The following is a 23,315-nucleotide window of genomic DNA, read 5'->3' as shown; positions in this document are numbered from 1 at the left end:
TTTACCGATGGTGAGTGTCGCCAGCCGGTCGCTGAAAGTGGCGAACCTGGATCTGGAAACCATTACGTAAGCCTACATAGAGGCTGTCCCCGGGAACGAGTCCCGCAGCGGTGGCCCAACGGGCCAAATCGTCCTGTTCAAACCCCAACCACAGATCACCGCAGGCCTCCCTGGCCCAACTCTGGTTGTGGCTACATAACTCTGTCACGAGCAGGCTACCGCCCGGTTGCAGCAGGCCGGCCATGTGCTTGAGCGCTTCGGCCGGCGCGGCGAAATGGTGCAACACCATGTTCAGTACCACGCAATCGGCCGTCAGGCTTGTGCCATTCAATGCATCGGCCAATTGCAGGCTGACGTTAGCCAGCCGTTCACGTTCACATACCTGACGCGCCAGTTCGAGCATCGCCGGGCTGTTGTCCAGCGCGGTTACGGTGCCGAAGCGGCGGGCCAGTTCCGGCAGAAAAGCACCATCGCCGGGGCCGACTTCAATGGCCGTGGCAGCACCATTGAAGTTCAGTTTGTCGAGCAGGGCCAGCACGCTGTCGCGGTACTGCGGCAGGCCTGCGATCAAGTCTTGCTGGGCGCGGAATTTCTCTGCGACCCGGGCGAAAAAATCCTGGCTGGCAGCTTCACGTTGTCCGTGGACCTGAGCGATCCGTGCCTGCACGTCCTCCGGCAGCGCCAGATTGTCGACTTCTTCTAACAGTGCTGCATGCAACTTGCCGCCCAGCAATTCAGTGTGGGGCAGGGCGCGGCGATAGAAAATCGCGTTGCCCTCGCGGCGCGTCGCTACCAGATCGGCCTGGGCCAGCACCTTGAGGTGGTGGCTCATGCCTGACTGACCAATGCCGAAAATCTGCGCCAGCTCCAGTACACCGAACGAATCGTTGGCCAGCGCGCGCAATACATTCAGGCGCAGCGGGTCGCCACCGGCCTTGCACAGGGCCGCCAGCTCGTCGCAATCGTCATGGCGAATGGAAGGCACGCGTAAGTTCATGGGGCAGCAGTCTAGTGACGGTGGGAAATCGCCGCAAGGGCAATATCAAAAAGTTTTGATATTGCTCGATAGATGGCACTTCTCACTGACTGGTTAACTCTACAAACGAACAGCGGAAAGGTTTCACCAGACGAAACCGCCGTCCAGCACGGGAAAAACGCCTTCGGATGACTATCTGTCATTGCCCCGAGGCGCTCCGGTGAGGGAAAATGCCCTCCTTTTTTCCGTTTCAATCTATTCACACCCAGGAGATCAGCGATGCCTAGCCGTCGTGAGCGTGCCAACGCCATTCGTGCCCTCAGCATGGATGCCGTGCAAAAAGCCAACAGCGGCCATCCCGGTGCCCCTATGGGTATGGCAGATATCGCCGAAGTACTTTGGCGCGACTACCTCAAGCACAACCCGAGCAACCCGTCGTTCGCCGACCGTGACCGCTTCGTGCTGTCCAACGGCCACGGCTCGATGTTGATCTACTCGCTGCTGCACCTGACCGGTTACGACCTGTCGATCGACGACCTCAAGCAGTTCCGTCAACTGCACAGCCGCACCCCGGGTCACCCGGAATTCGGCTACACCCCGGGCGTCGAAACCACCACCGGCCCGCTGGGTCAGGGTCTGGCCAACGCCGTCGGCTTTGCGCTGGCTGAAAAGGTGCTGGGCGCGCAGTTCAACCGTCCTGGCCATAACATCGTTGATCACCACACCTACGTGTTCCTCGGCGATGGCTGCATGATGGAAGGCATTTCCCACGAAGTCGCTTCCCTGGCCGGTACGCTGGGCCTGGGCAAGCTGATCGCCTTCTACGATGACAACGGTATTTCCATCGATGGTGAAGTCGAAGGCTGGTTCACCGATGACACGCCAAAGCGTTTCGAGTCCTACAACTGGCAGGTGATCCGCAACGTCGACGGTCACGATCCGGAAGAGATCAAGACCGCCATCGAAACCGCGCGCAAGAGCCCGCTGCCGACCCTGATCTGCTGCAAGACCACCATCGGTTTCGGTTCGCCGAACAAGCAGGGCAAGGAAGACTGCCACGGCGCCCCACTGGGTGACGCGGAAATCGCTCTGACCCGCCAGGCGCTGAACTGGAACCACGGCCCGTTCGAAATCCCGGCCGACATCTATGCCGAGTGGGATGCCAAGGAAAAAGGTCGTGCCGCCGAAGCCGAATGGGATCAGCGCTTCGCTGCCTACTCTGCTGCATTCCCGACCGAAGCCAACGAACTGATCCGTCGTCTGAGCGGCGAACTGCCGGCTGACTTCTCGGAAAAAGCCTCGGCTTACATCGCTGAAGTCGCGGCCAAAGGCGAAACCATCGCCAGCCGTAAAGCCAGCCAGAACACCCTGAACGCGTTCGGCCCGCTGCTGCCGGAACTGCTCGGCGGTTCGGCTGACCTGGCCGGTTCCAACCTGACCCTGTGGAAAGGTTGCAAAGGCGTCAGCGCTGAAGATGCCAGCGGCAACTACATGTACTACGGCGTGCGCGAATTCGGCATGACCGCGATCATGAACGGCGTGTCCCTGCACGGCGGTCTGGTGCCTTACGGCGCGACCTTCCTGATGTTCATGGAATATGCGCGCAACGCGGTGCGCATGTCGGCGCTGATGAAGAAGCGCGTGATCCACGTCTACACCCACGACTCCATCGGTCTGGGCGAAGACGGCCCGACGCACCAGCCGATCGAGCAACTGACCAGCCTGCGTTCCACGCCGAACCTCGACACCTGGCGTCCAGCCGATGCCGTTGAATCGGCGGTGGCCTGGAAAAACGCGCTGGAGCGCAAGGACGGCCCATCGGCGCTGATCTTCTCGCGTCAGAACCTGCAGCATCAGGAACGCGATGCCGGCCAGATCGCCGACATCAGCCGCGGTGGTTACGTGTTGAAGGACTGCGCAGGCGAGCCTGAGCTGATCCTGATCGCGACCGGTTCGGAAGTCGGTCTGGCCGTTCAGGCCTACGACAAACTGACCGGGCAAGGCCGCAAGGTGCGCGTGGTTTCCATGCCTTGCACCAGCGTGTTCGATGCGCAGGACGCCGGCTACAAGCAATCGGTTCTGCCGCTGCAGGTCAGCGCACGTATCGCAATCGAAGCGGCTCACGCCGACTTCTGGTTCAAGTACGTGGGTCTGGAAGGTCGCGTGATCGGCATGACCACCTACGGCGAATCGGCGCCGGCTTCGGCACTGTTCGAAGAATTCGGTTTCACCCTGGACAACATCCTGGGTCAGGCTGAAGAGCTGTTGGAAGACTAAAACATAGCGCGGCGACCCAAGTCGCCGCGTTCCCTGTAGGAGCTGCCGAAGGCTGCGATCTTTTGATCTTGATCTAAAAACAGGATCAAAAGATCGCAGCCTCCGGCAGCTCCTACATGGGGTTGTGTTGTTAGCGAATACTATCGAGAACCCCATGCCTCAACCGCGTCCCTACAAAGTTGCACTCAACGGCTACGGCCGGATTGGTCGTTGCGTCTTGCGTGCGTTGTTCGAGCGTGGCGAGAAGGCCGGGTTTGAAATTGTCGCGATCAATGATCTGGCGGACATGGCCAGCATCGAATACCTGACACGCTTCGACTCCACCCACGGCCGCTTTCCCGGCGAAGTGCGAGTAGAAGGCGATTGTCTGCATATTAATGGCGACTGCGTGAAGGTCCTGCGCAGTGCCACCCCCGAAGGCATCGACTGGGCGGCGCTGGGCGTCGACCTGGTGCTCGAATGCTCCGGCGCCTACCACACCCGTGAAGACGGCCAGCGTTTCCTCGACGCCGGCGCGCCCCGGGTGCTGTTCTCGCAACCGATGGCCAGCGAGGCGGATGTCGACGCCACCATCGTCTACGGTGTCAATCAGGATTGCCTGACCGGCACCGAACTGCTGGTGTCCAACGCCTCCTGCACCACCAACTGCGGCGTGCCGCTGTTGCGTCTGCTGGACAAGGCGATCGGCCTGGATTACGTGTCGATCACCACGATTCACTCGGCGATGAACGATCAGCCAGTGATCGACGCCTATCACCACGAAGACCTGCGCCGCACCCGTTCGGCGTTCCAGTCGGTGATCCCGGTGTCCACTGGTCTGGCGCGTGGCATCGAGCGCCTGCTGCCGGAACTTGCCGGGCGAATTCAGGCCAAAGCCGTACGCGTGCCGACGGTCAACGTGTCCTGCCTCGACATCACGATGCAGACCGCCACCGCGACCGATGCGGGCGAGGTCAACCGGATCCTGCGCGAAGCCGCCACCAACGGCCCGCTCAAGGGGCTGCTGGCCTACACCGAGTTGCCGCACGCCAGCTGTGATTTCAACCATGACCCACATTCGGCCATCGTCGATGCCAGTCAGACCCGTGTTTCCGGCCCCAAACTGGTGAACATCCTGGCCTGGTTCGACAACGAATGGGGTTTTGCCAACCGAATGCTGGACGTTGCAGACCACTATCTGCAAACAGCGATTTCAAAAAAACCTGCTCTCTAAGAACAGCTACTCAGGAAGTGCGACCCATGACCGTGTTGAAGATGTCCGACCTCGATCTGCAAGGTAAGCGCGTATTGATCCGCGAAGACCTCAACGTCCCAGTCAAGGGCGGTGTTGTCACCAGCGATGCGCGTATCCTGGCTTCGCTGCCGACCATCAAGCTGGCCCTGGAAAAAGGCGCGGCGGTGATGGTGTGTTCGCACCTGGGCCGTCCGACCGAAGGCGAATTCTCCGCCGAGAACAGTCTCAAGCCAGTCGCCGACTACCTGAGCAAGGCCCTGGGCCGCGACGTGCCGCTGGTGGCCGATTACCTGGGCGGCGTTGACGTCAAGGCCGGCGACATCGTGCTGTTCGAAAACGTGCGCTTCAACAAGGGCGAGAAAAAGAACGCCGACGACCTGGCCCAGCAATACGCCGCCCTGTGCGACGTGTTCGTGATGGACGCCTTCGGCACCGCGCACCGCGCAGAGGGTTCGACCCACGGCGTGGCCAAGTTCGCCAAAGTCGCCGCTGCCGGCCCTTTGCTGGCCGCTGAGCTGGACGCACTGGGCAAGGCGCTGGGCGCACCGGCCAAGCCAATGGCTGCGATCGTTGCCGGCTCCAAGGTCTCGACCAAACTCGACGTCCTCAACAGCCTGAGCCAGATCTGCGATCAACTGATCGTTGGCGGCGGCATCGCCAACACCTTCCTGGCGGCCGCCGGTCACCCGGTCGGCAAGTCGCTGTATGAGCCGGACCTGCTGGACACCGCGCGCGCCATCGCCGCCAAGGTCAGCGTGCCGCTGCCGGTGGACGTGGTGGTTGCCAAGGAATTCGCCGAAAGCGCCGAAGCCACCGTCAAGCTGATCGCTGACGTTGCCGCTGACGACATGATTCTGGACATCGGCCCGCAAACCGCGGCCAACTTCGCTGAACTGCTGAAATCGTCGAAAACCATTCTGTGGAACGGTCCGGTCGGCGTGTTCGAATTCGACCAGTTCGGCAACGGCACCAAAGTCCTGGCCCAGGCCATCGCTGACAGCGCCGCGTTCTCCATTGCCGGCGGTGGCGACACCCTGGCGGCCATCGATAAATATGGCGTGGCCGAGCAAATCTCCTACATTTCCACCGGTGGTGGCGCGTTCCTCGAATTCGTCGAAGGCAAGGTGCTGCCAGCCGTTGAAGTCCTGGAAAGCCGGGCCAAGGCCTGAGGCCGCCCGTTTGGCCAGGCAAAGGAGTGTTCAGATGGTCAAGTCGTTAGCGCTGTTGTTGCTGACCGGTACGCTGGCGGCCTGCGGGAGTAACCCGAAGGCCGAGGCGACACCTGCGCCGGATGCGGCACAGAAAGGCTGCTATCAGGCCGACTGGCAGGCCGAAACCAACCCGGTGCTGAACAAGCGCTCGGGGCCGGACGGTCTGGACAAATACGAGACGCAAACCCCGGCCAAGGAACATGGTTGTCCTTGACCGGTCTGACTCTTTAACGCAGGGCTGGCGGCGTGCGCTGTCAGTCGAGGAACACGGATGAAAGGCTTGATCGCCATTGCGGCATTGGCATTGTTAGGCGGTTGCGCGCAGATGAACCTGTTTCAGTCGTCCGCGCCGGCGGATAGCTGGACCACCTGGACCTGCGACAGCCAGGCCAAAGTGCTGTGGCGTTACGCCGATGCCGGCCAGAAGGAAGTCGATGTTCGACTGGGCGGCGGCGATCAGGTCTATCGCCTGAAAGAAGAGCCGGGCGCCTCGGGCGTGCTTTACAGCGACGGCATGCTGGCGTTTCACGTCAAGGGTGACGAAGGCCTGGTGTACTGGGTCGCCACCAATGACCTGATTGGCCGCGGCTGCAAAGCCGAGTAATTGAAGCATTGCGATTCTCATGTGGGAGCGAGCCTGCTCGCGAAAGCGGTCTGACAGGCACTGCATCAACGACTGCGAGATTGCTTTCGCGAGCAGGCTCGCTCCCACAGGGGATCTGTGCAGTTCTCAGGAATTTGCTTTATCGAATCACCAGACCGGGCCTCAACCCCCGATCTGCAATCACTTGAATAGCCGCCGCCGCTCCGGCAGGCTGGCACGATTAACGACCCTCAACCGGGAGAGACACACACAATGGCACTTATCAGCATGCGCCAGATGCTGGACCACGCAGCCGAGTTCGGCTACGGCGTTCCAGCCTTCAACGTCAACAACCTTGAGCAGATGCGCGCCATCATGGAAGCCGCTGACAAGACTGACTCCCCGGTGATCGTTCAGGCTTCGGCCGGCGCTCGCAAATACGCCGGCGCGCCGTTCCTGCGTCACCTGATCCTGGCCGCGATCGAAGAATTCCCGCACATCCCGGTGTGCATGCACCAGGACCACGGCACCAGCCCTGACGTCTGCCAGCGCTCCATTCAACTGGGCTTCAGCTCGGTGATGATGGACGGCTCCCTGGGCGAGGACGGCAAGACCCCCACCGACTACGAATACAACGTCCGCGTGACCCAACAAACCGTCGCCATGGCTCACGCCTGCGGCGTTTCGGTAGAAGGCGAGCTGGGCTGCCTGGGCTCGCTGGAAACCGGCATGGCCGGTGAAGAAGACGGCATCGGCGCTGAAGGCGTTCTGGATCACAGCCAGATGCTGACCGACCCGGAAGAAGCCGCTGACTTCGTCAAGAAGACTCAGGTCGATGCCCTGGCCATCGCCATCGGCACCAGCCACGGCGCCTATAAGTTCACCAAGCCACCTACCGGCGACGTGCTGGCGATCGACCGCATCAAGGAAATCCACAAGCGCATCCCGAACACCCACCTGGTGATGCACGGTTCCTCGTCGGTTCCACAAGAGTGGCTGGCGATCATCAACCAGTACGGCGGCGACATCAAAGAAACCTACGGCGTACCGGTTGAAGAAATCGTCGAAGGCATCAAGTACGGCGTGCGCAAGGTCAACATCGACACCGACCTGCGCCTGGCATCCACCGGCGCCATGCGTCGCCTGATGGCTACCAACCCTAGCGAATTCGACCCGCGTAAATTCTTCGGCGCGACCGTGACGGCGATGCGTGATGTGTGTATCGCTCGTTATGAAGCGTTCGGCACCGCCGGTAACGCTTCGAAGATCAAGCCGATCTCGCTGGAAGCGATGTATCAGCGTTATCTGAAGGGTGAGTTGAACGCCAAGGTCAACTAAGCCTGAGCGTTAAACCGCTTTTATGAAAAACCCGCCGAGAGGCGGGTTTTTTATTGGGTGCAGAACAGGCTGAAACCCTTGCAGGCGAGAGCCCGCTTGCGATTGCAGTCTGGCATTCATCATTGCTGGAGGCTGGTAAACCGTCCTCGCTGGCAAGCCAGCTCCCACAGGGGGCATGGGTTCTTTCGCAATCTCGGCAATGTTATTTGTCGTGATCAATATCCAGCTTGCTGAACGTCACCTGCCCACCCTCACTGGTATACCCGGTGTTGTCCTGCACATACACCCCAGCCTTGAAGTACAGCGGCTTGTTGCGCCACGTCGCGCTGATTTGTGAATCCCACTGATAACCCGCTGCGCTCACGCCCAGTGCACCGCCGGGGCTGAGGTGGATCAGGTAGTTGAATTCGCGGTCGAGTTTGATGCCGGTGGCGAGGGTGATGACGCGGCTTTCGTCGTCATCGGGGTGCATGCGCACCTTGATCACCAGGTTGCCGGTTTCAGTTTTGGTCTTGTACTGGTATTCGAGTTTGACCATCGGCTTCTGGCTTTCATAAGCGTGGATCTGGCCGATGACGATCTTGCCGGAGCTGGGCACTTTGTTCACGGCGAGGGTCGCGCGCAGGGTGTTGTCGGCGTCGGGGTAGTACCAGTTGCGCAGGGAGCCGTTGCTGAAGGTTTCGCGCAGTTCGGTGCGCGGGTAAATGGCGTTTTCGGTTTTTGACCCGGTCACCGGCGACCAGAAGAACAAGGTGCCGGTGTCGGAATGGAAGTACTGATCCTTGAAGCCATTCACCAGTTTGGAGGTTTCGACGGTGTACGGCGGACTGCCGACGGGAACGCTGAGGTTCCAGGTTGCGAGATCGATCATGTCGGTTCTTCCACTCAATTTTCCTGTACGCGAGTGCCAGAAGCTCTAGCCCGCGCTTTTTCGGGCGGCAGTTATAAGCGTAGAGGTGTTTTTTGTTAACGCCCGTTTGGCAGATGATTGGCGTCAACATCCTGTCGAAATGCCATCTGTGCCGGTTTTCGGGGGCTGCAGGGGTGACCGTTAGTCGGTAAATTACAGCTTTGGCTAAATGATGGCGGCGTGGCAGCTTCTGCTTTCACAGATCCGGGACTAGAGTGATGGCTCAGTAACTGTACGGTTTTCACAAAAAACCGGCCGATAGTCCGACAAGAGATGTCCCGACAAGAGAAGCAGCATGGAATGCGCGCAACCCCAGCCAGGTGAAGGCAGCTCTGTCCTTTTGATCGTTGATGACTACCCTGAAAACCTGATCAGCATGCGCGCGTTGCTGCAGCGTCAGGATTGGCACGTCATGACCGCCGCCTCCGGTTTCGAGGCGCTCAATCTGCTGCTCGAACACGATGTCGATCTGGTGCTGCTGGACGTGCAGATGCCGGGCATGGACGGCTTCGAAGTCGCGCGGCTGATGCGCGGCAGCCAGCGCACGCGTCTCACGCCGATCATTTTCCTTACCGCCAACGAGCAATCACAGGACGCCGTGATCAAGGGTTACGCCAGTGGCGCGGTGGATTACCTGTTCAAGCCGTTCGATCCGCAGATCCTCAAGCCGAAAGTCCAGGCATTGCTCGAACACCAGCGCAACCGCCGCGCCTTGCAGCGTCTGAGTCATGATCTGGAACTCGCGCGGGCCTTCAATGCCTCGGTGCTGGACAACGCGGCGGAAGGCATTCTGGTGCTCGGCGAGGACGGCCTGATCCGCTTCGCCAACCCAGCGATTTCGCGATTGCTGAATGCGCCGGTGAAAGAGCTGGAGGGCAAGGAATTTCTCGATTTTCTGCAGAAACCGCATATCCCGCTATGGGCCGGTTCCGAGTTGCTGGCCGGCTATAAACGCGGTGAGACCTTGCGTCTGCACGATGCGTTGTTGCGCACGGCACCGGGGCAGCAGGTGCCGGTGGCGTTGTCCTGCGCGCCGTTGCCGGCCGAGCAGCGGGCGATGGTGGTGACGGTGCTGGACATGTCGGTGGTGCGTCACCTGCATCAGCAGCTGGAATTTCAAGCGGTCACCGATCCGTTGACCGGTCTGCTCAATCGCCGGGGCTTTTATCAGACGGTGGAAAACCTGCTGCTGCGCGGTGAACGCAGCGACAGCAGTTGGGTGCTGCTGTATCTGGATCTGGATGGCTTCAAACGGGTCAACGATTCCCTTGGCCACGATGCCGGCGACCGGGTGCTGCGCTGGGTTTCCGAGCAGTTGAAGGCCTGTCTGCGACCGTTCGACATTCTCGCGCGCATGGGCGGTGACGAGTTCACCGCGTTGCTCGATCTGGAGTTTCCCGAGCAGGCCGCAAAAATTGCCGAGAAGCTCATCGAAAGGGTGTCGATCTGTCAGCAGATCGAAGGACTGGACATCGCTCTCGGCGCGAGTATCGGCATCGCCACTTACCCGGACTGCGGCGCGAACCTCGACGGCTTGCTGCGCGCCTCCGACATCGCCATGTACGAAGCCAAGCGTGCCGGGCGTCAGCAGTATCGTTTTTATGATCACGAAATGAACGGCCGCGCGCGCTCGCGGCTGATGCTCGAAGAGAGCGTGCGCAACGCCATCGAGAACCGTGACTTCAATCTGGTGTATCAACCGCAAGTGGCGATCGACAGCGGGCAGATCCGCGGTTTCGAGGCGTTGCTGCGCTGGCAGCACCCGAGCGTCGGCGATGTGCCGCCGGGGTTGTTCCTGCCATTGCTGGAGGAAGCACGGCTGATCAGTCGGCTCGGCAGCTGGATCTATCACCGTGGCGCCGGTCAGCGCAAAGCCTGGGAAACCCTGTTCGCCGAGGATCTGGTGCTCGGCGTGAGTTTGAGCAACACCCAGTTCGGCCTGCCGAACCTGGTCACCGAGTTACGTCAGGTGCTGGAGCGGCATTCGCTGCAGCCGCGGCAACTGGAGGTGGAAGTCACCGAAGACGCGCTGATGCACAACCCCGACGAGACCCGCAAACAGTTGCGCCTGCTGCGTAATCTCGGGGTGCGGGTGGCGCTGGATGACTTTGGTTCGGGCCCGTGTTCGCTGGCGTATCTGCGTGATCTGGAGCTGGATACGCTCAAGCTGGATCGACACCTGATTGCGCGGCTGCCGGACTCGACGCGCGACGCGGCGCTGGTCAGCAACGTGATCAATCTGTGCAAACAGTACGGTTTGCTGGTGATCGCCGAAGGCGTGGAAACCGTTGAACAGTATCAATGGCTGCAGGCGCATGGCTGCGAATACGTGCAGGGTTTCCTGGTGGCGCGTCCGCTGACCTCCGAGGACGCCGTCAGCTTTGCCAAACCCTTTGACTGGAGCGCGCTGCCGGTTTGAATTCGCTACACTGGCGCTCTTTTCGAACCGTGCTGCCGTGTCCATGACTGCGTTGAAATACCTCCAGGCCTATCCCGCACAACTGCAGGATCAGGTGCGCCAACTGATCGCCGAACAGCGTCTGGGTGACTATCTGAGCCAACGCTATCCCGGACGTCACGATGTGCAGAGCGACAAGGCGCTGTACAGCTACGCGCTGGACCTGAAGCAGGAATACCTGCGCAACGCGCCGGCCATCGACAAAGTGCTGTTCGACAACCGCCTCGACCTGACGCATCGCGCGCTGGGCCTGCACACCACGGTCTCAAGGGTGCAGGGCGGCAAGCTCAAGGCCAAGAAAGAGATTCGCATCGCCTCGCTGTTCAAAGAGGCTGCGCCCGAGTTCCTGAAGATGATCGTTGTGCATGAACTGGCGCACTTCAAGGAATCGGACCACAACAAGGCTTTCTACAAATTGTGCGAACACATGCTGCCGGGGTATCACCAGATCGAGTTCGATCTGCGGGTGTACCTGACGTGGCGGGATTTGCAATGAAGATCAAAAGATCGCATTCCAACTGTAGGAGCTGCCGCAGGCTGCGATCTTTTAACGTTGGGAGTGTTTAGATGGACGTAAGCAAGACCAAAAGCAGTTTTTACCGGCGCCTGTACGTGGCCTACCTGATCGACAGCGGCCTGGCCCCGAGCGTCCCGGCGCTGACCGAAGTGACCGGCATGCCCCGGCGCACGGCGCAGGACACGATCGCCGCGCTGGCGGATCTGGACATCGTCTGTGAATTCGAGCAGGAAGAGGGTGCGCGCAACCATGCCGGGCGCTATCGGATTCGCGAGTGGGGGGCGATTGATCGCGGGTGGATCGAGCGCAATCTGCGGCAGATCAAGGCTGTGCTGGAATATCCCTGAGTTTTGCAGTGTTTGAGCTGACGCAATCGCTGGCAAGCCAGCTCCCACAAGGGTCTCCAGTCAACACGGTTGTTGTGAGCAACGGATGAACCTGTGGGAGCTGGCTTGCCAGCGATGAGGGCCTCAAGGACGACGCATGCCGATATGCGGAATGTCATCCTCCAGATACTCCTCACCCACCACCACAAACCCGTACCTGCCGTAATACCCCTGCAAATGCGCCTGCGCCGACAGGTAGATCGGCACCTGCGGCCAATGCTTCCCGGCCTGTTTCAGCGCGTGTTCCATCATCACATGCCCGAGCCCTTTGCCACGGCCCTGCGGCGCAATGATCACGCGGCCGATCACCACGTCACCGCCCTGGGATTCGGGATCAAGCAGGCGCAGATAGGCCATCAACTGATCATCTTCCCAACCCATGAGGTGATGGGTGTCGCCGTCCAGATCCTGGCCGTCGAGGTCCGGGTAGGCGCATTTCTGTTCGACCACGAACACTTCCGAGCGTAGCTTCAGCAGTGCGTACAACTCTTCTTTGCCCAGATCACTGTGATGCTTGCAGACCCACTCGATTGTCATCTTCCGACTCCTTGAACTCCGTCGCCCGATACTAAGGGCACTGGCGCCGGATGTCTGTATGGCGGAACAGTCTGTGACAAAGGTCAAAATGCCATCATTCCTTTCTCGCGGTGGCGGCCGCTTTGTGTAATCTGCTGGAAAGCGCTGTGCACTGGCTTCAATGAGCTACTGTTAGGGCCTGGGTTTCGCCGGTACGGGGCCTTGGGGTTTTGACTGGAAAACACGCCGGGCCAACCGCCCGCTAAGGATTTTCAAGCATGCCGCGACTGCATCGAGCCTTTGCTTTGATCGGATTGCTCTTGCTGGCCCAAACCGCCTCAGCGGAGAAGTTGCGACTGGTGTTTGATATCTGGCCGCCCTTTACCGATGACACGCTGGTCAACGGTGGTCTGGCCACCGACATCGTCAGCACGGCGCTGGCGCGGGCCGGTTATGCCAGCGACTATGAGCAGGTGCCGTGGGCGCGGGCGTTGTTGGGGGTGGGCGAGGGCCGGTACGACGTGCTGGTCAACGCCTGGTACAACGACGAGCGCACCCGGATCGGCCAGTTCTCTGGCGAATACCTGCTCAACCGCATCCGCTTTCTCAAGCGCAAGGACACGCCGCTGGAATACAGCAGCCTGGAACAACTGCACACCTATCCGGTGGCGGTGGTGCGCGGTTATGCCTACTCGCAGGCGTTCGATGCCGACACGGCGTTGCAGAAAGTCCCGGTGCACAACTTTGCAATGGCGGTGCGCATGCTGGCGGCGGATCGGGTCAAGCTGACGCTGGAAGATGAGTATGTCGCACGCTATTACCTGGCGCGCGAATCACCCAAGGTACGCAACGCCGTGGAGTTCCTGCCCAAGCCGTTGAGCGAGAACAGCCTGCATATTCTGGTGAGCCTGAAGAACCCCGAGCATGAGCAGATTGTGGCCGGGTTCGACAAGGCGATTGCGGCGATGAAGGCGGATGGCAGTTATGACAAGTTGCTGAGGCAGCATGGGATGTGAGCATCTGATCCCGTGCGTTGTTGCTGATGCCCTCATCGCTGGCAAGCCAGCTCCCACAGGTATTGCGGTGTACACAAATCATGTGGGAGCTGGCTTGCCAGCGATGGGGCCAGTCCGGTCAACTTAAGCCTCACTGGTGTCTTTGATCAAATGCGCCGCCAACGTGCGCAACGGCCCCAGCTGCCGGCAGATCAATGCCAGTTGCGTCTGCACCAGCCGCTGCCCTTCATCGATCTCGTCCGGCATCTGCTCCAGCTCATTGGCCAGCGCTTCCTCGTCGTCGCTCTGGATCGCCACGGGCTGTTTGTTCGCCAGGCCCTGGGCGATTTCATCGATGCTCGCGGCCAGTTTCACTCCAGCACCGTCGATCAGGTGTTCGCGGACTTCCGCCGGTAGCTGCGTTTCGCGATGCGCGCCCAACCCGGACAGGTAGCTGAGCAGCGTGTGCGACAGCACCAGAAAGCGGAAACCGACATCCGCTTCCTTCCGGAAATGCCCCGGCTCCATCAGCATGTTCGCCAGCGTGGTCGACAGTGCCGCGTCGGCGTTGTGCGCGTTGCGCCGTGCCAGGCGATAGGCGAGGTCATCGCTCTTGCCGGCGGCGTATTGTTGCATGATCTGGCGCAGGTAGATGCTGTTGCAGGTCAGGGTGTTGGCCAGCACTTTGTTCAGGCGTCGACCTTGCCAGTCCGGCAGGAACAGGAACACCGTCAGGCCGGCGATCAGGCTGCCGAGCAGGGTATCGAACAGGCGCGGCAGGAACAGCCCGTAGCCATCACCGATCTGGTTGAAGCAGAACAGCACCATGATCGTGATCGCCGCCGTCGCCACGGTGTAACGCGTGGTGCGGTTGGTAAAGAACACCACCCCGGCGGCAATGGCGAAGCACGACTGCACCAGCGGGCTGGGGAACAGATCGAACAGCGCCCAGGCCACGGTCAGACCGATGGCGGTGCCGAGAATCCGCTGCCCGAGTTTGCGCCGGGTTGCGCCGTAATTCGGCTGGCAGACGAACAGTGTGGTGAGGATGATCCAATAGCCCTGCGACGGGTGAATCAGGTGCACCATGCCGTAGCCGATACTCAATGCCAGCGGCAGACGCAGGGCGTGGCGGAACAGCAAGGAGGTCGGTGTCAGCTGCGTGCGCAGACGAATCCACACGTCCTTGAGGTTGCGTGGTGAGCGGTCGAGCAGGCTACTGTCGGTGGCGTCCGCCAGCGCGTCAGGGTTGCTCGCATCGCTGAGCAAGCGGTCGAGGGTACCGAGGTTGGCTGCCAGAGCACGCAGCGAACGCAGAAGGCCGCGCCACGCCGGATTGCTCTGGATGCGCAGGTGTTCAAGGGACGCGTCGAGGTCAGTCAGCGCTTCGGCAAAACTGGCGTCGTAGACGAACGGCTGGCGCATCTGGATCGACTCGGCCAGCGCACGACAGGCTTTGCCCTGCTGGCGCAGCAAGCGCTGGCAGCGGAACAGCACGTCGCTGTGGAAGAACGCCTCGGCCAGCGCGTTGTAAGGATAGTGCGAAGAGCTGGCGCGTTCGTGAATGTCCTGGGCGAGGAAATACAACTTCAGATAACGGCTGACTTTCGAGCCCGGGCGACCGTTGCCGACCCGGTGCAGGATGATTTCCTTGGCGCTGTTCAGCGCGGCCACTACGCGACCGTTCTGCTGTGCCAGTTCCAGCCGCCGTCCTTCGACGTCCAGCTGACGGATCGGCTCGAACAGCGAGGCTTTCAGCTTCAGATAGAAGCCCAGTTCACGGAACAGCCGCGCCAGACTCTGCTGCACCGGCTGGTTGGAAAACAGCGCCTGCCACAGCACCGACAGCAGGCCGTACCACGCCGCGCCGGCCACCAGCAGCATCGGTTCGTGCCAGAAATCGGTGACCGCGCCGCCGCGCTGATCCACGCCGATCATGGTGTAGACCGACAGGATCAACGTTGCCGAAGCAATCGCGCCATAACGCTCGCCGAGCGCACCGAGCATGGTCAGGGCGAAGCTGGCCAGGGCCAGGGCGATGGCAAAGACGATGGGGTAGGGGAAGAGCAGTTCCACCGACAGCGCGGCGATGCTGAAACACACCAGTGTCACGGCGAGGGCGTTGAGGCGACCCTGCCAACTGTCGTCGGTCTCGGCCAGGGCGCTGGCGATGATTCCGAGGAACAACGGGATCAGCAGGCCCATTTCATCCTGATACCAACACAGCGCCATGCTGCCGGTCAGGGCGATGAACACCCGCACGCTGTAGCTGAATTTATCCAGCGCCCACAGGCGCCGCAAAGACTGACGAAACGAGGTCGAGGACATGAAGTGCGAAGGCCTTCCGAGGCGATGCCGCTAAATTGAGCCAGTAATGACGCCGACGCAATGGCGCCGATCACATCTGACAGCAAAAAGTGTTCCTTGATTGCCCGCTACCCCTGTAGGAGCTGCCGAAGGCTGCGATCTTTTGATCCTGTTTTTAAGATCAAAAGATCGCAGCCTTCGGCAGCTCCTACAGGGGAGTGTTGTTTCAGTCAGACGTATTGCGCAGCCGCGTAACCCGAGGCCCATGCCCACTGGAAGTTGAAACCGCCCAGATGCCCGGTGACGTCGAGCACTTCGCCGACAAAATACAGCCCTGGGCTTTTCAGCGATTCCATGGTCTTGGACGACACTTCGCGGGTATCGACGCCGCCCAGCGTGACCTCGGCGGTGCGGTAGCCTTCGGTGCCGGCCGGGACAACTTTCCAGCTGCCGAGCTTGTCGGCAATCTGCGCCAGTTCGGCGTGGGTGTATTGCTTCATCGGTTTGGACACGAACCAGTTGTCCGCCAACAGGTTGGCCATCTTCTTGGTGAAGATTTCCCCGAGCAGGGTTTTCAGTTCGCTGTTCGGGCGTTCGGCCACTTGCTGTTGCAGCCATGCGGCGGTGTCGTGATCCGGCAGCAGGTTGATCTCCACGGTGTCGCCCGGCTCCCAGAACGACGAGATCTGCAGAATCGCCGGGCCACTGAGGCCGCGGTGAGTGAACAGGATATTCTCGCGAAAGCTCTGCTCGTTGCAGCTGACCAGACAATCCACCGAGGTACCGGACAACTCGGTGCACAGTTCCTTGAGCTGATCGGTGATGGTGAACGGCACCAGGCCGGCACGGGTTGGCAGCAGTTCGTGGCCAAACTGCCTGGCGACCTGATAACCGAAACCGGTAGCGCCCAGCGTCGGGATCGACAGCCCGCCGGTGGCGATCACCAGCGATTGGCACTGAACCTGGCCGAGGGTGGTGTCGAGCAGGTAACCGCTTTCGACCTTTTCGATGGTCTGGATCGAGGTGTCCAGGTGCAGCTCGACGCCGACCTGATCGCACTCGTCGAGCAGCATGCCGAGGATGTCGCTGGATTTGTTATCGCAGAACAGCTGGCCGAGTTTTTTCTCGTGGTAGGGCACGCCATGCTTGGCGACCATGCCGATGAAATCCCACTGGGTGTAGCGCGCCAGTGCCGATTTGCAGAAATGCGGGTTACCCGAGAGGAAATTGCCCGGCTCGGTGTACATGTTGGTGAAATTGCAGCGGCCACCACCGGACATCAGGATTTTCTTGCCGGCCTTGTTCGCATGGTCGAGCAGCAGCACCTGACGCCCACGCCCGGCGGCGGTCAGTGCACACATCAACCCTGCGGCGCCAGCGCCAATGATCACGACTTCGGTAGAGCGCAAAACGGTGTCCTCTGAAATATCACCACAAAACCAACTGTTGTAGGAGCTGTCGAGTGAAACGAGGCTGCGATCTTTTGATCTTGCTCTTTAAAAACAAAGTCAAAAGATCGCAGCCTGCGGCAGCTCCTACAGGGGGTGTGCGTTGTTCTTAAAGGACGCGCACGCGCAGCGAACGGCCCTTGATCTTACCGTTGTTCAAGCGCTGCAGCGCCTGCATGACCACGGTGCGCTCAACTGCCACATACGACTGGAAGTCGAAGATCGCGATCTTTCCGACCTGGGCACCCGGGATGCCGGCGTCACCGGTCAGTGCGCCGAGGATGTCGCCCGGACGCACCTTGTCCTTGCGCCCGCCGGCGATGCACAGGGTGCTCATCGGTGGCTGCAGTGGGGCGCCGCCCTGGGACTTGAGGTTATCGACCTGATCCCAGTTCAACGGGGCTTTCTGCAACTGTTCGATGGCTTGCGCGCGATGCGCTTCGGACGGCGCAACGAGGCTGACCGCAATGCCTTTCTCGCCGGCACGACCGGTACGGCCGACGCGGTGAATGTGGATTTCCGAGTCGCGGGCCAGTTCGACGTTGATCACCATGTCCAACGCGTCGATGTCCAGACCACGAGCGGCGACATCGGTGGCGACTAGAACCGAAGTACTGCGGTTGGCGAACATCGCCAGTACCTGATCGCGGTCACGCTGTTCCAGATCGCCGTGCAGGCCGACGGCGGAAATGCCTTTGGAGGTCAGGTGGTCAACGGTTTCCTGCACTTGCTGCTTGGTGAAGCAGAACGCCACGCAGGAAGCCGGGCGGAAGTGGTGCAGGACTTTGGTCACTGCGCTCATGCGCTCTTCCGGGGAAATCTCGTAGAAGCGCTGCTCGATCTGCGTGTCGTCGTGGAACGCTTCGGCTTTCACCGTTTGCGGATCGCGCATGAATTTCGACGCCAATTGCTTGATGCCCACCGGGTACGTGGCGGAGAACAGCAGGGTCTGACGGCGTGCCGGGGTCTTTTCGATGATGTCTTCGATCGCGTCGTAGAAGCCCATGTCGAGCATGCGGTCGGCTTCGTCGAGGATCAGCGTGTTCAAGCCGTCGAGGACCAGCGAACCCTTGCGCAGATGCTGCTGGATACGTCCCGGGGTGCCGACGATGATGTGTGCGCCATGCTCCAGCGAAGCGATCTGCGGGCCAAACGACACGCCGCCGCACAGGGTCAGGACCTTGATGTTGTCTTCGGCACGGGCCAGGCGACGGACTTCCTTGGCGACTTGGTCGGCCAGCTCACGGGTCGGGCAGATCACCAGCGCCTGGCAACCGAAGTAGCGCGGGTTGATCGGGTTGAGCAGGCCGATGCCGAATGCAGCGGTCTTGCCGCTGCCGGTCTTGGCCTGGGCGATCAGGTCCATCCCCTTGAGGATCACCGGCAAGCTCTGCGCCTGGATCGGCGTCATCTGGGCATAACCGAGGGATTCGAGGTTAGCCAGCATGGCGGCGGACAGCGGCAGAGTATTAAAAGCGGTGGCGATGGTGGTCACGGGACTGGCCTGCAAAACAAAATGTCGCGCAGTGTAGCAGCCCCGTGCCACTTTCCTCGAAAGTTCTGGACGAACAGTGATTAAAACCCATGGGAAGAGATTCAACTGTGGCGAGGGAGCTTGCTTCCGCTGGGGCGCGAAGCGGCCCCGCTCTTCAGCTCATAAAGCGGGGGACTGCTGCGCAGTCCAGCGGGAGCAAGCTCCCTCGCCACAAAAGCATTCACTGTTTGTTCAGTGTTCGATGTGCTCATCCGGATGTTCATCCGGGCGTTTGACCCGGCGCCCGTCTTCTTTCGACAGTTGCGAGAAGATCGTCGCTGCCAGCATCGCCATGATTCCGACCGTGACAAACGTCAGCTGGAACGCGCCCAGTACGGTCTCGACGCCATCGTTGCCGATCTCCGCCGTGAAGCCACCAAGCAACGCACCGGCACAGGCCACGCCCAGACTCAGCGACAATTGCGCCACCACCGACAGCAAGCTGTTGCCGCTGCTGGCGCTGGCGTCGTCGAGGTCGATCAGGGTTACGGTGTTCATCGCGGTGAATTGCAGCGAGTTGATCGCGCCGAGAACCGCCAGCAGGCACAACAGCAGCCAGTACGGCGTCTGCTCGCTGACCAGGCCCATGCTCGCCAGCATGATCCCCAGCGCCAGAGTGTTGCCGGTGAGCACAATGCGATAGCCGAGGCGTTCGATCAGCGGCCGCGCCATCCACTTGGCAAACATCGCCGCTGCAGCCAGCGGTAGCATGCTCATCCCTGCCTGCGATGGCGAATAACCCAGCGCCACCTGCAGCAGCAACGGCACCAGAAACGGCAGGGCGCCGCTGCCCAGGCGGGCGAACAGGTTGCCGATAATTCCTACCGCGAAAGTCCTGGTCTTGAACAGCGAAGGGGCGAACAGCGGATTCTCGACACGCCCGGCGCGCAGCCAGTACGCCGCCAGACAGGCCAGACCGCCGAACAGCAGCAACATCACCCGCAGATGCGGCAAGTGCAATTCGCCCAGACCTTCCATGGCGATGGTGATCAGGATCATTGCAGCGCCGAACAGCAGGAAACCGAGGCTATCGAAGCGCGTGCGTTCAGTACCGCGCAGGTCGGGGATGAATTTCCACACCGCGTAGCAGCCGAGAACACCGACCGGCAGGTTGATCAGGAAGATCCAGTGCCACGTCAGGTATTGCACCATCCAGCCGCCCATGGTCGGACCGATCAACGGGCCGAGCAGGCCGGGAATGGTGATGAAGCCCATGATCCGCACCAGTTCCGAACGCGGATAGGCACGCAGCACCACCAGCCGTCCGACCGGCAACATCAATGCGCCGCCCAGGCCTTGGATCACACGCGCGCCAACCAGCATGGTCAGAGTGCTCGATAACGCACAGAGCAGCGAGCCAATGCTGAACAGCAGGATCGCGCCGAAGAAGATTTTCTTGGTGCCAAAGCGGTCGGCGATCCAGCCCGAGGCCGGAATCAGCAAGGCCACGGTGAGCATGTAGGCGATGACCACGCCTTGCATGCGCAACGGGTCTTCGGCCAGATCCCGGGCCATGGCCGGCAGGGCGGTGTTGAGAATGGTCCCGTCGAGGGACTGCATGAAGAACGCAATGGCGACGACCCACGGCAACCAGCGGGCGGTGATGGCGTCGAGAGGCGGGCGTGTGGGCATGGAACCTCGGGTGGGTGGTTAATCCAAATGGCTTGTCGTGAAGAAACCCTGTGGTGAGGGGATTTATCCCCGATGGACTGCGCAGCAGTCCCCTGCATTTGATTTTAAAAGCGGGGCCGCTACGCGACCCATCGGGGATAAATCCCCTCGCCACAGGGTCCACTCCAGCACTTGATCCTTGGGGGTACTGGAGGTTTTCAGTTACAGGGTCAAGGTCAATCGGCTCACCAGCGCCCCCGGCAGCAACGCCGACGACGTATTGCGCTGGCTATACGTGCTCGCCGACAGCAGCAACTCACGCTCGGCGGTCAACGCTTCCAACTGCGAACCCAGCAGGCTGTAGGCGCTGTCGTCGAAGCGCATGGTGCTGACCGGCGCCTGAATTTCGCCGTTCTCGACCCAGAAAGTTGCGAAGCGGGTCATGCCGGTCAGGCGCGCCGCCGGTTGATCCGAGTAGTTCAGGTACCACAGGTTGCTGATGTACAGCCCGGTGCCTAACTGCTTGAGGATCTCTGCCTGTGACAGGTCACCGGCGGCCATGTTCAGTGCACTCGGCATTTCACCGCCGCCGGCGCCGTTGGCGGTCAGGCCGTATTCGGCGGCACTGCGCGAGCCGACCAGTTGATCGCCGGCCTTGCCTTCGATGACCAGCCGCAGATCGCTGCGCGGGTAGCCTTCGCCGGAGAACGCCGGGCTCAACGAACCGCTGACTTGCTCATCCAGCGACACCAGCGGACTGAACGCCTGATCACCGACATACAGCTTCTGCAGCGGACTGCTCTTGCTGGCGATCGACTGTGCGGAAAAACCGCCCCAGCTGAGCATGCCCATGATTTCTTCCAGCGCGGCTGGCGCCAGATACGCCCGGTATTGCCCCGGTGCGAGGGTGCGCAACGGTCGACCGAGGAACGCCAGTTGCTCGCGCGCCTGCTGGAAGCGCCGGGCGAAGCCTTCGCTGCTCCATTCGTGCCCGGCGTAGCTGGCCTTGACCGCTTCGCCGTTTTCGTGGAACAGGCTGAAGTCGAAGTTGAAGCTGTTGGCCTGATGCCAGCCAAACGCTCCCGAGGAGCTGGCGAAACCACGGCTGATCGGGCCGGCAGCATAGAAGCCGACCAGATCCAGACCTTCAGCCGCGGTGCAGATTTCCTCGACCACTTGCTCGGTGTCCGGCAGCGGATGTTGCTGCACGTTGTTGCTCTGCCAGCCGTTGTGGTTGAGCAGCAGGTACGGATCCTGTGGCAGCAGCGGCAGGGTTTCGCGCAGTTGTTGCAGGCCTTCGGCGAGGCGTTGCAGATCGGCCTCCTGATCACCGGACAGGGTGATGTGCAGGTCGGCATGGCGGCCATCGTTGATCAGCTTCAACCCGACGTCGGCTTGTTGCACCTGACCGGCCTGACGCACCTTGGCGTGGTTGAAGCGCACGAACGCCGAGGATTCCGCGGCATAGCTGAGGGTGAATTGTTCCGGCTCGCGCACGCTGTCGCGCAGCCAATTGACCATGATCTTGAAGGCGTCGGACTGACTCTTCGAAATGTTCATCAGGCGTCTCCCCCAAACACATCTACGTTGCTGAATACGCAGGCCGGCGAAGCGTGGCCGACGCGGATCACCTGATTCGGCTCGCCCTTGCCGCAGTTTGGCGTGCCCAGCACCTTACGGGTGCCGGCATCGCCGACCGCGCGCAGACTCTTCCAGAACTGCGCGGAAATACCTCGGTAATTCGGATTTTTCACCACACCCTTGAGTTCACCGTTCTCGATCAACTGCCCCCACTCGCAACCGAACTGGAATTTGTTGCGCGCATCGTCAATCGACCACGAACGGTTGGTGCTCATCAGAATGCCGTGCTCGATGCCGCTGATCAGTTGCGTCAGCGACTGATCGCCCGGCTCGATGTTGAGGTTGGCCATGCGGTCGATCGGCGGCCGGTTCCAGCCGCAGGCGCGGCTGTTGGCAACGCCGTCGAGGCCGGCGCGGAACTGCGACAGTGCGCCGCCCAATGGCCGCAACAGCAAGCCTTGGCGAATCAGGAATTGTTTGCTGGCCTTGCTGCCGTCGTCATCGTGGCCGTAACTGGCCAGCTCTTCGGGAATGTCCGGGTCGAAGGTCACGTTGAGCAGCTTCGAACCGTATTGCAGGCTGCCGAAGTCGCTGGTTTTGACGAAGCTGGTGCCGGCGTAATTGCGCTCGTCACCGAGGATCCGGTCCAGCTCCAGCGGGTGACCGATCGACTCGTGAATCTGCAGCATCATCTGATCGGGCATCAGCAACAGATCGCGCGGGCCTTGCGGGGTATTTGGCGCGAGCAGCAGTTGCAGGGCCTGATCGGCCACTTGCGGGCCGGCGCCGACCAGACCGCAACGGCTGATCACGTCGGCGCCACCCTGCTGACCGAAGTTCTCGCGGCCCAGGGAGCGGGTCTGGCTGTCGTGGCCGTCGTAGGCAGTGACATCGAAACTTGGATAAACGAAGCGCTGGGCCTGGCGCAATTCGGCGCCGGCACTGCTCAGGTAAATCTGTTCGACGTGGGTGATGCCGATGCTCGCTTGCCAATGCACCAGGCGCTCATCCTTTGGCACCGCGGCGGATTCCGCGCCGAGCAGCTCGAAGCATTCGCTCAGGGACGGGAAGGGTTGATCGAGATTGGGCGAAAAGTAATCAGCGCGGTCACTGGATACCGGCTGATCGCGCAGGTCGAGCAAGGCGTGGGGCTTGAGCCGACGGGCCTGCTGTTCGGCGCGCTCCAGGGCGGCTTGCAGACCTTGCTGCGACAGGTCGTTGGTCGCCGCGTAAGCCTCGACGCCGTTGACCCGCACTGTGAGCATCGCACCCTCGTCACGGCTCAGGCTCGGCGGTTCGGCGACATTCTTGCGCACCGACAGGTACTGGCCGGACTCGCGTACATACCGCAAGGAAAAAAACTCGGCGCCCGTGCGCAAGGCAGCGAAGCGCTGCTTGAGCTGGGGGTGGAAATCGAACATCAGGGAACCTCC

At 61.1% G+C, this 23,315-nt stretch carries 19 protein-coding genes; 10 read left to right on the top strand and 9 right to left on the bottom strand.

The features are described 5' to 3' along the window. Position 1: 1 nt before the first annotated feature. Positions 2–997, bottom strand: a complete 996-nt coding sequence (locus tag ACYZUM_RS24320; protein ID WP_041063436.1) for an ArsR/SmtB family transcription factor — start codon at positions 995–997, stop codon at positions 2–4. Positions 998–1,255: 258 nt separating this feature from the next. Between ACYZUM_RS24320 and tkt the strand changes: the two genes are divergently transcribed. The 6 genes from tkt to fba all read left to right on the top strand — a co-directional run bounded on the left by tkt (position 1,256) and on the right by fba (position 7,619). Beyond that, entirely contained in the window at positions 1,256–3,253 is a 1,998-nt protein-coding gene (tkt, locus tag ACYZUM_RS24315) for a transketolase (RefSeq protein ID WP_108184055.1), read from the top strand. 154 nt (positions 3,254–3,407) lie between these two features. After that, positions 3,408–4,466: an erythrose-4-phosphate dehydrogenase gene (gene epd, locus ACYZUM_RS24310; protein ID WP_108184054.1), complete on the top strand. Its 1,059-nt coding sequence runs from the start codon at positions 3,408–3,410 to the stop codon at positions 4,464–4,466. A 26-nt stretch (positions 4,467–4,492) separates the two neighbouring features. Further along, positions 4,493–5,656 carry a phosphoglycerate kinase gene (locus ACYZUM_RS24305; RefSeq protein ID WP_108184053.1) on the top strand — a complete coding sequence of 388 codons (1,164 nt, stop codon included), beginning with the start codon at positions 4,493–4,495 and terminating at the stop codon, positions 5,654–5,656. Positions 5,657–5,690: 34 nt separating this feature from the next. After that, positions 5,691–5,912 (top strand): hypothetical protein, encoded by a 222-nt coding sequence (locus tag ACYZUM_RS24300; protein WP_007961876.1) that lies wholly within the window; start codon positions 5,691–5,693, stop codon positions 5,910–5,912. Between the two features lie 57 nt (positions 5,913–5,969). Further along, positions 5,970–6,302, top strand: a complete 333-nt coding sequence (locus ACYZUM_RS24295) for an MliC family protein (RefSeq protein ID WP_047297097.1) — start codon at positions 5,970–5,972, stop codon at positions 6,300–6,302. A gap of 252 nt (positions 6,303–6,554) precedes the next feature. Further along, the gene (fba, locus tag ACYZUM_RS24290) at positions 6,555–7,619 is read left to right on the top strand and encodes a class II fructose-bisphosphate aldolase (protein ID WP_003177554.1); all 1,065 of its coding nucleotides are present in this window, start codon (positions 6,555–6,557) and stop codon (positions 7,617–7,619) included. Positions 7,620–7,821: 202 nt separating this feature from the next. Here fba and ACYZUM_RS24285 read toward each other — a convergent pair whose 3' ends face one another. Further along, positions 7,822–8,490: a polysaccharide lyase family 7 protein gene (locus ACYZUM_RS24285; RefSeq protein ID WP_108184052.1), complete on the bottom strand. Its 669-nt coding sequence runs from the start codon at positions 8,488–8,490 to the stop codon at positions 7,822–7,824. A 334-nt stretch (positions 8,491–8,824) separates the two neighbouring features. Here ACYZUM_RS24285 and ACYZUM_RS24280 point away from each other — a divergent pair, with 334 nt between their 5' ends. From ACYZUM_RS24280 to ACYZUM_RS24270, 3 genes are all read left to right on the top strand, one after another. Then, positions 8,825–10,948, top strand: a complete 2,124-nt coding sequence (locus ACYZUM_RS24280; protein ID WP_041063414.1) for a putative bifunctional diguanylate cyclase/phosphodiesterase — start codon at positions 8,825–8,827, stop codon at positions 10,946–10,948. Between the two features lie 43 nt (positions 10,949–10,991). Then, complete coding sequence (locus tag ACYZUM_RS24275) at positions 10,992–11,483, top strand: M48 metallopeptidase family protein (RefSeq protein WP_108184051.1); 492 nt, start codon at positions 10,992–10,994, stop codon at positions 11,481–11,483. A 71-nt stretch (positions 11,484–11,554) separates the two neighbouring features. Then, positions 11,555–11,851, top strand: coding sequence for a winged helix-turn-helix domain-containing protein (locus ACYZUM_RS24270; RefSeq protein ID WP_003229005.1), 297 nt, complete (start codon positions 11,555–11,557; stop codon positions 11,849–11,851). 123 nt (positions 11,852–11,974) lie between these two features. On the opposite strand, the gene ACYZUM_RS24265 is transcribed toward ACYZUM_RS24270, so the two are convergent. Further along, the gene (locus ACYZUM_RS24265) at positions 11,975–12,427 is read right to left on the bottom strand and encodes a GNAT family N-acetyltransferase (protein ID WP_108184050.1); all 453 of its coding nucleotides are present in this window, start codon (positions 12,425–12,427) and stop codon (positions 11,975–11,977) included. A gap of 257 nt (positions 12,428–12,684) precedes the next feature. Between ACYZUM_RS24265 and ACYZUM_RS24260 the strand changes: the two genes are divergently transcribed. Continuing rightward, on the top strand, positions 12,685–13,422 hold the full coding sequence (locus tag ACYZUM_RS24260; protein ID WP_108184049.1) for a substrate-binding periplasmic protein: 738 nt from the start codon (positions 12,685–12,687) through the stop codon (positions 13,420–13,422). Between the two features lie 123 nt (positions 13,423–13,545). Here ACYZUM_RS24260 and yccS read toward each other — a convergent pair whose 3' ends face one another. The 6 genes from yccS to ACYZUM_RS24230 all read right to left on the bottom strand — a co-directional run bounded on the left by yccS (position 13,546) and on the right by ACYZUM_RS24230 (position 23,303). Continuing rightward, positions 13,546–15,729, bottom strand: coding sequence for a YccS family putative transporter (yccS, locus tag ACYZUM_RS24255; protein WP_047297089.1), 2,184 nt, complete (start codon positions 15,727–15,729; stop codon positions 13,546–13,548). Positions 15,730–15,938: 209 nt separating this feature from the next. Then, complete coding sequence (locus ACYZUM_RS24250) at positions 15,939–17,117, bottom strand: BaiN/RdsA family NAD(P)/FAD-dependent oxidoreductase (protein WP_041063403.1); 1,179 nt, start codon at positions 17,115–17,117, stop codon at positions 15,939–15,941. A 148-nt stretch (positions 17,118–17,265) separates the two neighbouring features. Then, the gene (dbpA, locus tag ACYZUM_RS24245; RefSeq protein WP_007962660.1) at positions 17,266–18,651 is read right to left on the bottom strand and encodes an ATP-dependent RNA helicase DbpA; all 1,386 of its coding nucleotides are present in this window, start codon (positions 18,649–18,651) and stop codon (positions 17,266–17,268) included. 231 nt (positions 18,652–18,882) lie between these two features. Continuing rightward, positions 18,883–20,322, bottom strand: a complete 1,440-nt coding sequence (mdtD, locus tag ACYZUM_RS24240) for a multidrug transporter subunit MdtD (protein WP_108184048.1) — start codon at positions 20,320–20,322, stop codon at positions 18,883–18,885. A 201-nt stretch (positions 20,323–20,523) separates the two neighbouring features. Then, positions 20,524–21,861, bottom strand: coding sequence for a TldD/PmbA family protein (locus ACYZUM_RS24235; protein ID WP_108184047.1), 1,338 nt, complete (start codon positions 21,859–21,861; stop codon positions 20,524–20,526). Next, positions 21,861–23,303 carry a TldD/PmbA family protein gene (locus ACYZUM_RS24230; protein ID WP_108184046.1) on the bottom strand — a complete coding sequence of 481 codons (1,443 nt, stop codon included), beginning with the start codon at positions 23,301–23,303 and terminating at the stop codon, positions 21,861–21,863. Before ACYZUM_RS24230 ends, ACYZUM_RS24235 begins: the two co-directional genes overlap by 1 nt. Between the last annotated feature and the right edge of the window lie 12 nt (positions 23,304–23,315).

Source organism: Pseudomonas sp. m6p (genome assembly GCF_055760375.1).
This window is presented reverse-complemented; position numbering and strand designations above follow the sequence as displayed.

Coding starts and splice junctions, on each gene's coding strand:
- ACYZUM_RS24320 (WP_041063436.1), bottom strand. CDS start 997: ATGAACTTACGCGTGCCTTCCATTCGCCATGACGATTGCGACGAGCTG.
- tkt (WP_108184055.1), top strand. CDS start 1,256: ATGCCTAGCCGTCGTGAGCGTGCCAACGCCATTCGTGCCCTCAGCATG.
- epd (WP_108184054.1), top strand. CDS start 3,408: ATGCCTCAACCGCGTCCCTACAAAGTTGCACTCAACGGCTACGGCCGG.
- ACYZUM_RS24305 (WP_108184053.1), top strand. CDS start 4,493: ATGACCGTGTTGAAGATGTCCGACCTCGATCTGCAAGGTAAGCGCGTA.
- ACYZUM_RS24300 (WP_007961876.1), top strand. CDS start 5,691: ATGGTCAAGTCGTTAGCGCTGTTGTTGCTGACCGGTACGCTGGCGGCC.
- ACYZUM_RS24295 (WP_047297097.1), top strand. CDS start 5,970: ATGAAAGGCTTGATCGCCATTGCGGCATTGGCATTGTTAGGCGGTTGC.
- fba (WP_003177554.1), top strand. CDS start 6,555: ATGGCACTTATCAGCATGCGCCAGATGCTGGACCACGCAGCCGAGTTC.
- ACYZUM_RS24285 (WP_108184052.1), bottom strand. CDS start 8,490: ATGATCGATCTCGCAACCTGGAACCTCAGCGTTCCCGTCGGCAGTCCG.
- ACYZUM_RS24280 (WP_041063414.1), top strand. CDS start 8,825: ATGGAATGCGCGCAACCCCAGCCAGGTGAAGGCAGCTCTGTCCTTTTG.
- ACYZUM_RS24275 (WP_108184051.1), top strand. CDS start 10,992: ATGACTGCGTTGAAATACCTCCAGGCCTATCCCGCACAACTGCAGGAT.
- ACYZUM_RS24270 (WP_003229005.1), top strand. CDS start 11,555: ATGGACGTAAGCAAGACCAAAAGCAGTTTTTACCGGCGCCTGTACGTG.
- ACYZUM_RS24265 (WP_108184050.1), bottom strand. CDS start 12,427: ATGACAATCGAGTGGGTCTGCAAGCATCACAGTGATCTGGGCAAAGAA.
- ACYZUM_RS24260 (WP_108184049.1), top strand. CDS start 12,685: ATGCCGCGACTGCATCGAGCCTTTGCTTTGATCGGATTGCTCTTGCTG.
- yccS (WP_047297089.1), bottom strand. CDS start 15,729: ATGTCCTCGACCTCGTTTCGTCAGTCTTTGCGGCGCCTGTGGGCGCTG.
- mdtD (WP_108184048.1), bottom strand. CDS start 20,322: ATGCCCACACGCCCGCCTCTCGACGCCATCACCGCCCGCTGGTTGCCG.
- ACYZUM_RS24235 (WP_108184047.1), bottom strand. CDS start 21,861: ATGAACATTTCGAAGAGTCAGTCCGACGCCTTCAAGATCATGGTCAAT.
- ACYZUM_RS24230 (WP_108184046.1), bottom strand. CDS start 23,303: ATGTTCGATTTCCACCCCCAGCTCAAGCAGCGCTTCGCTGCCTTGCGC.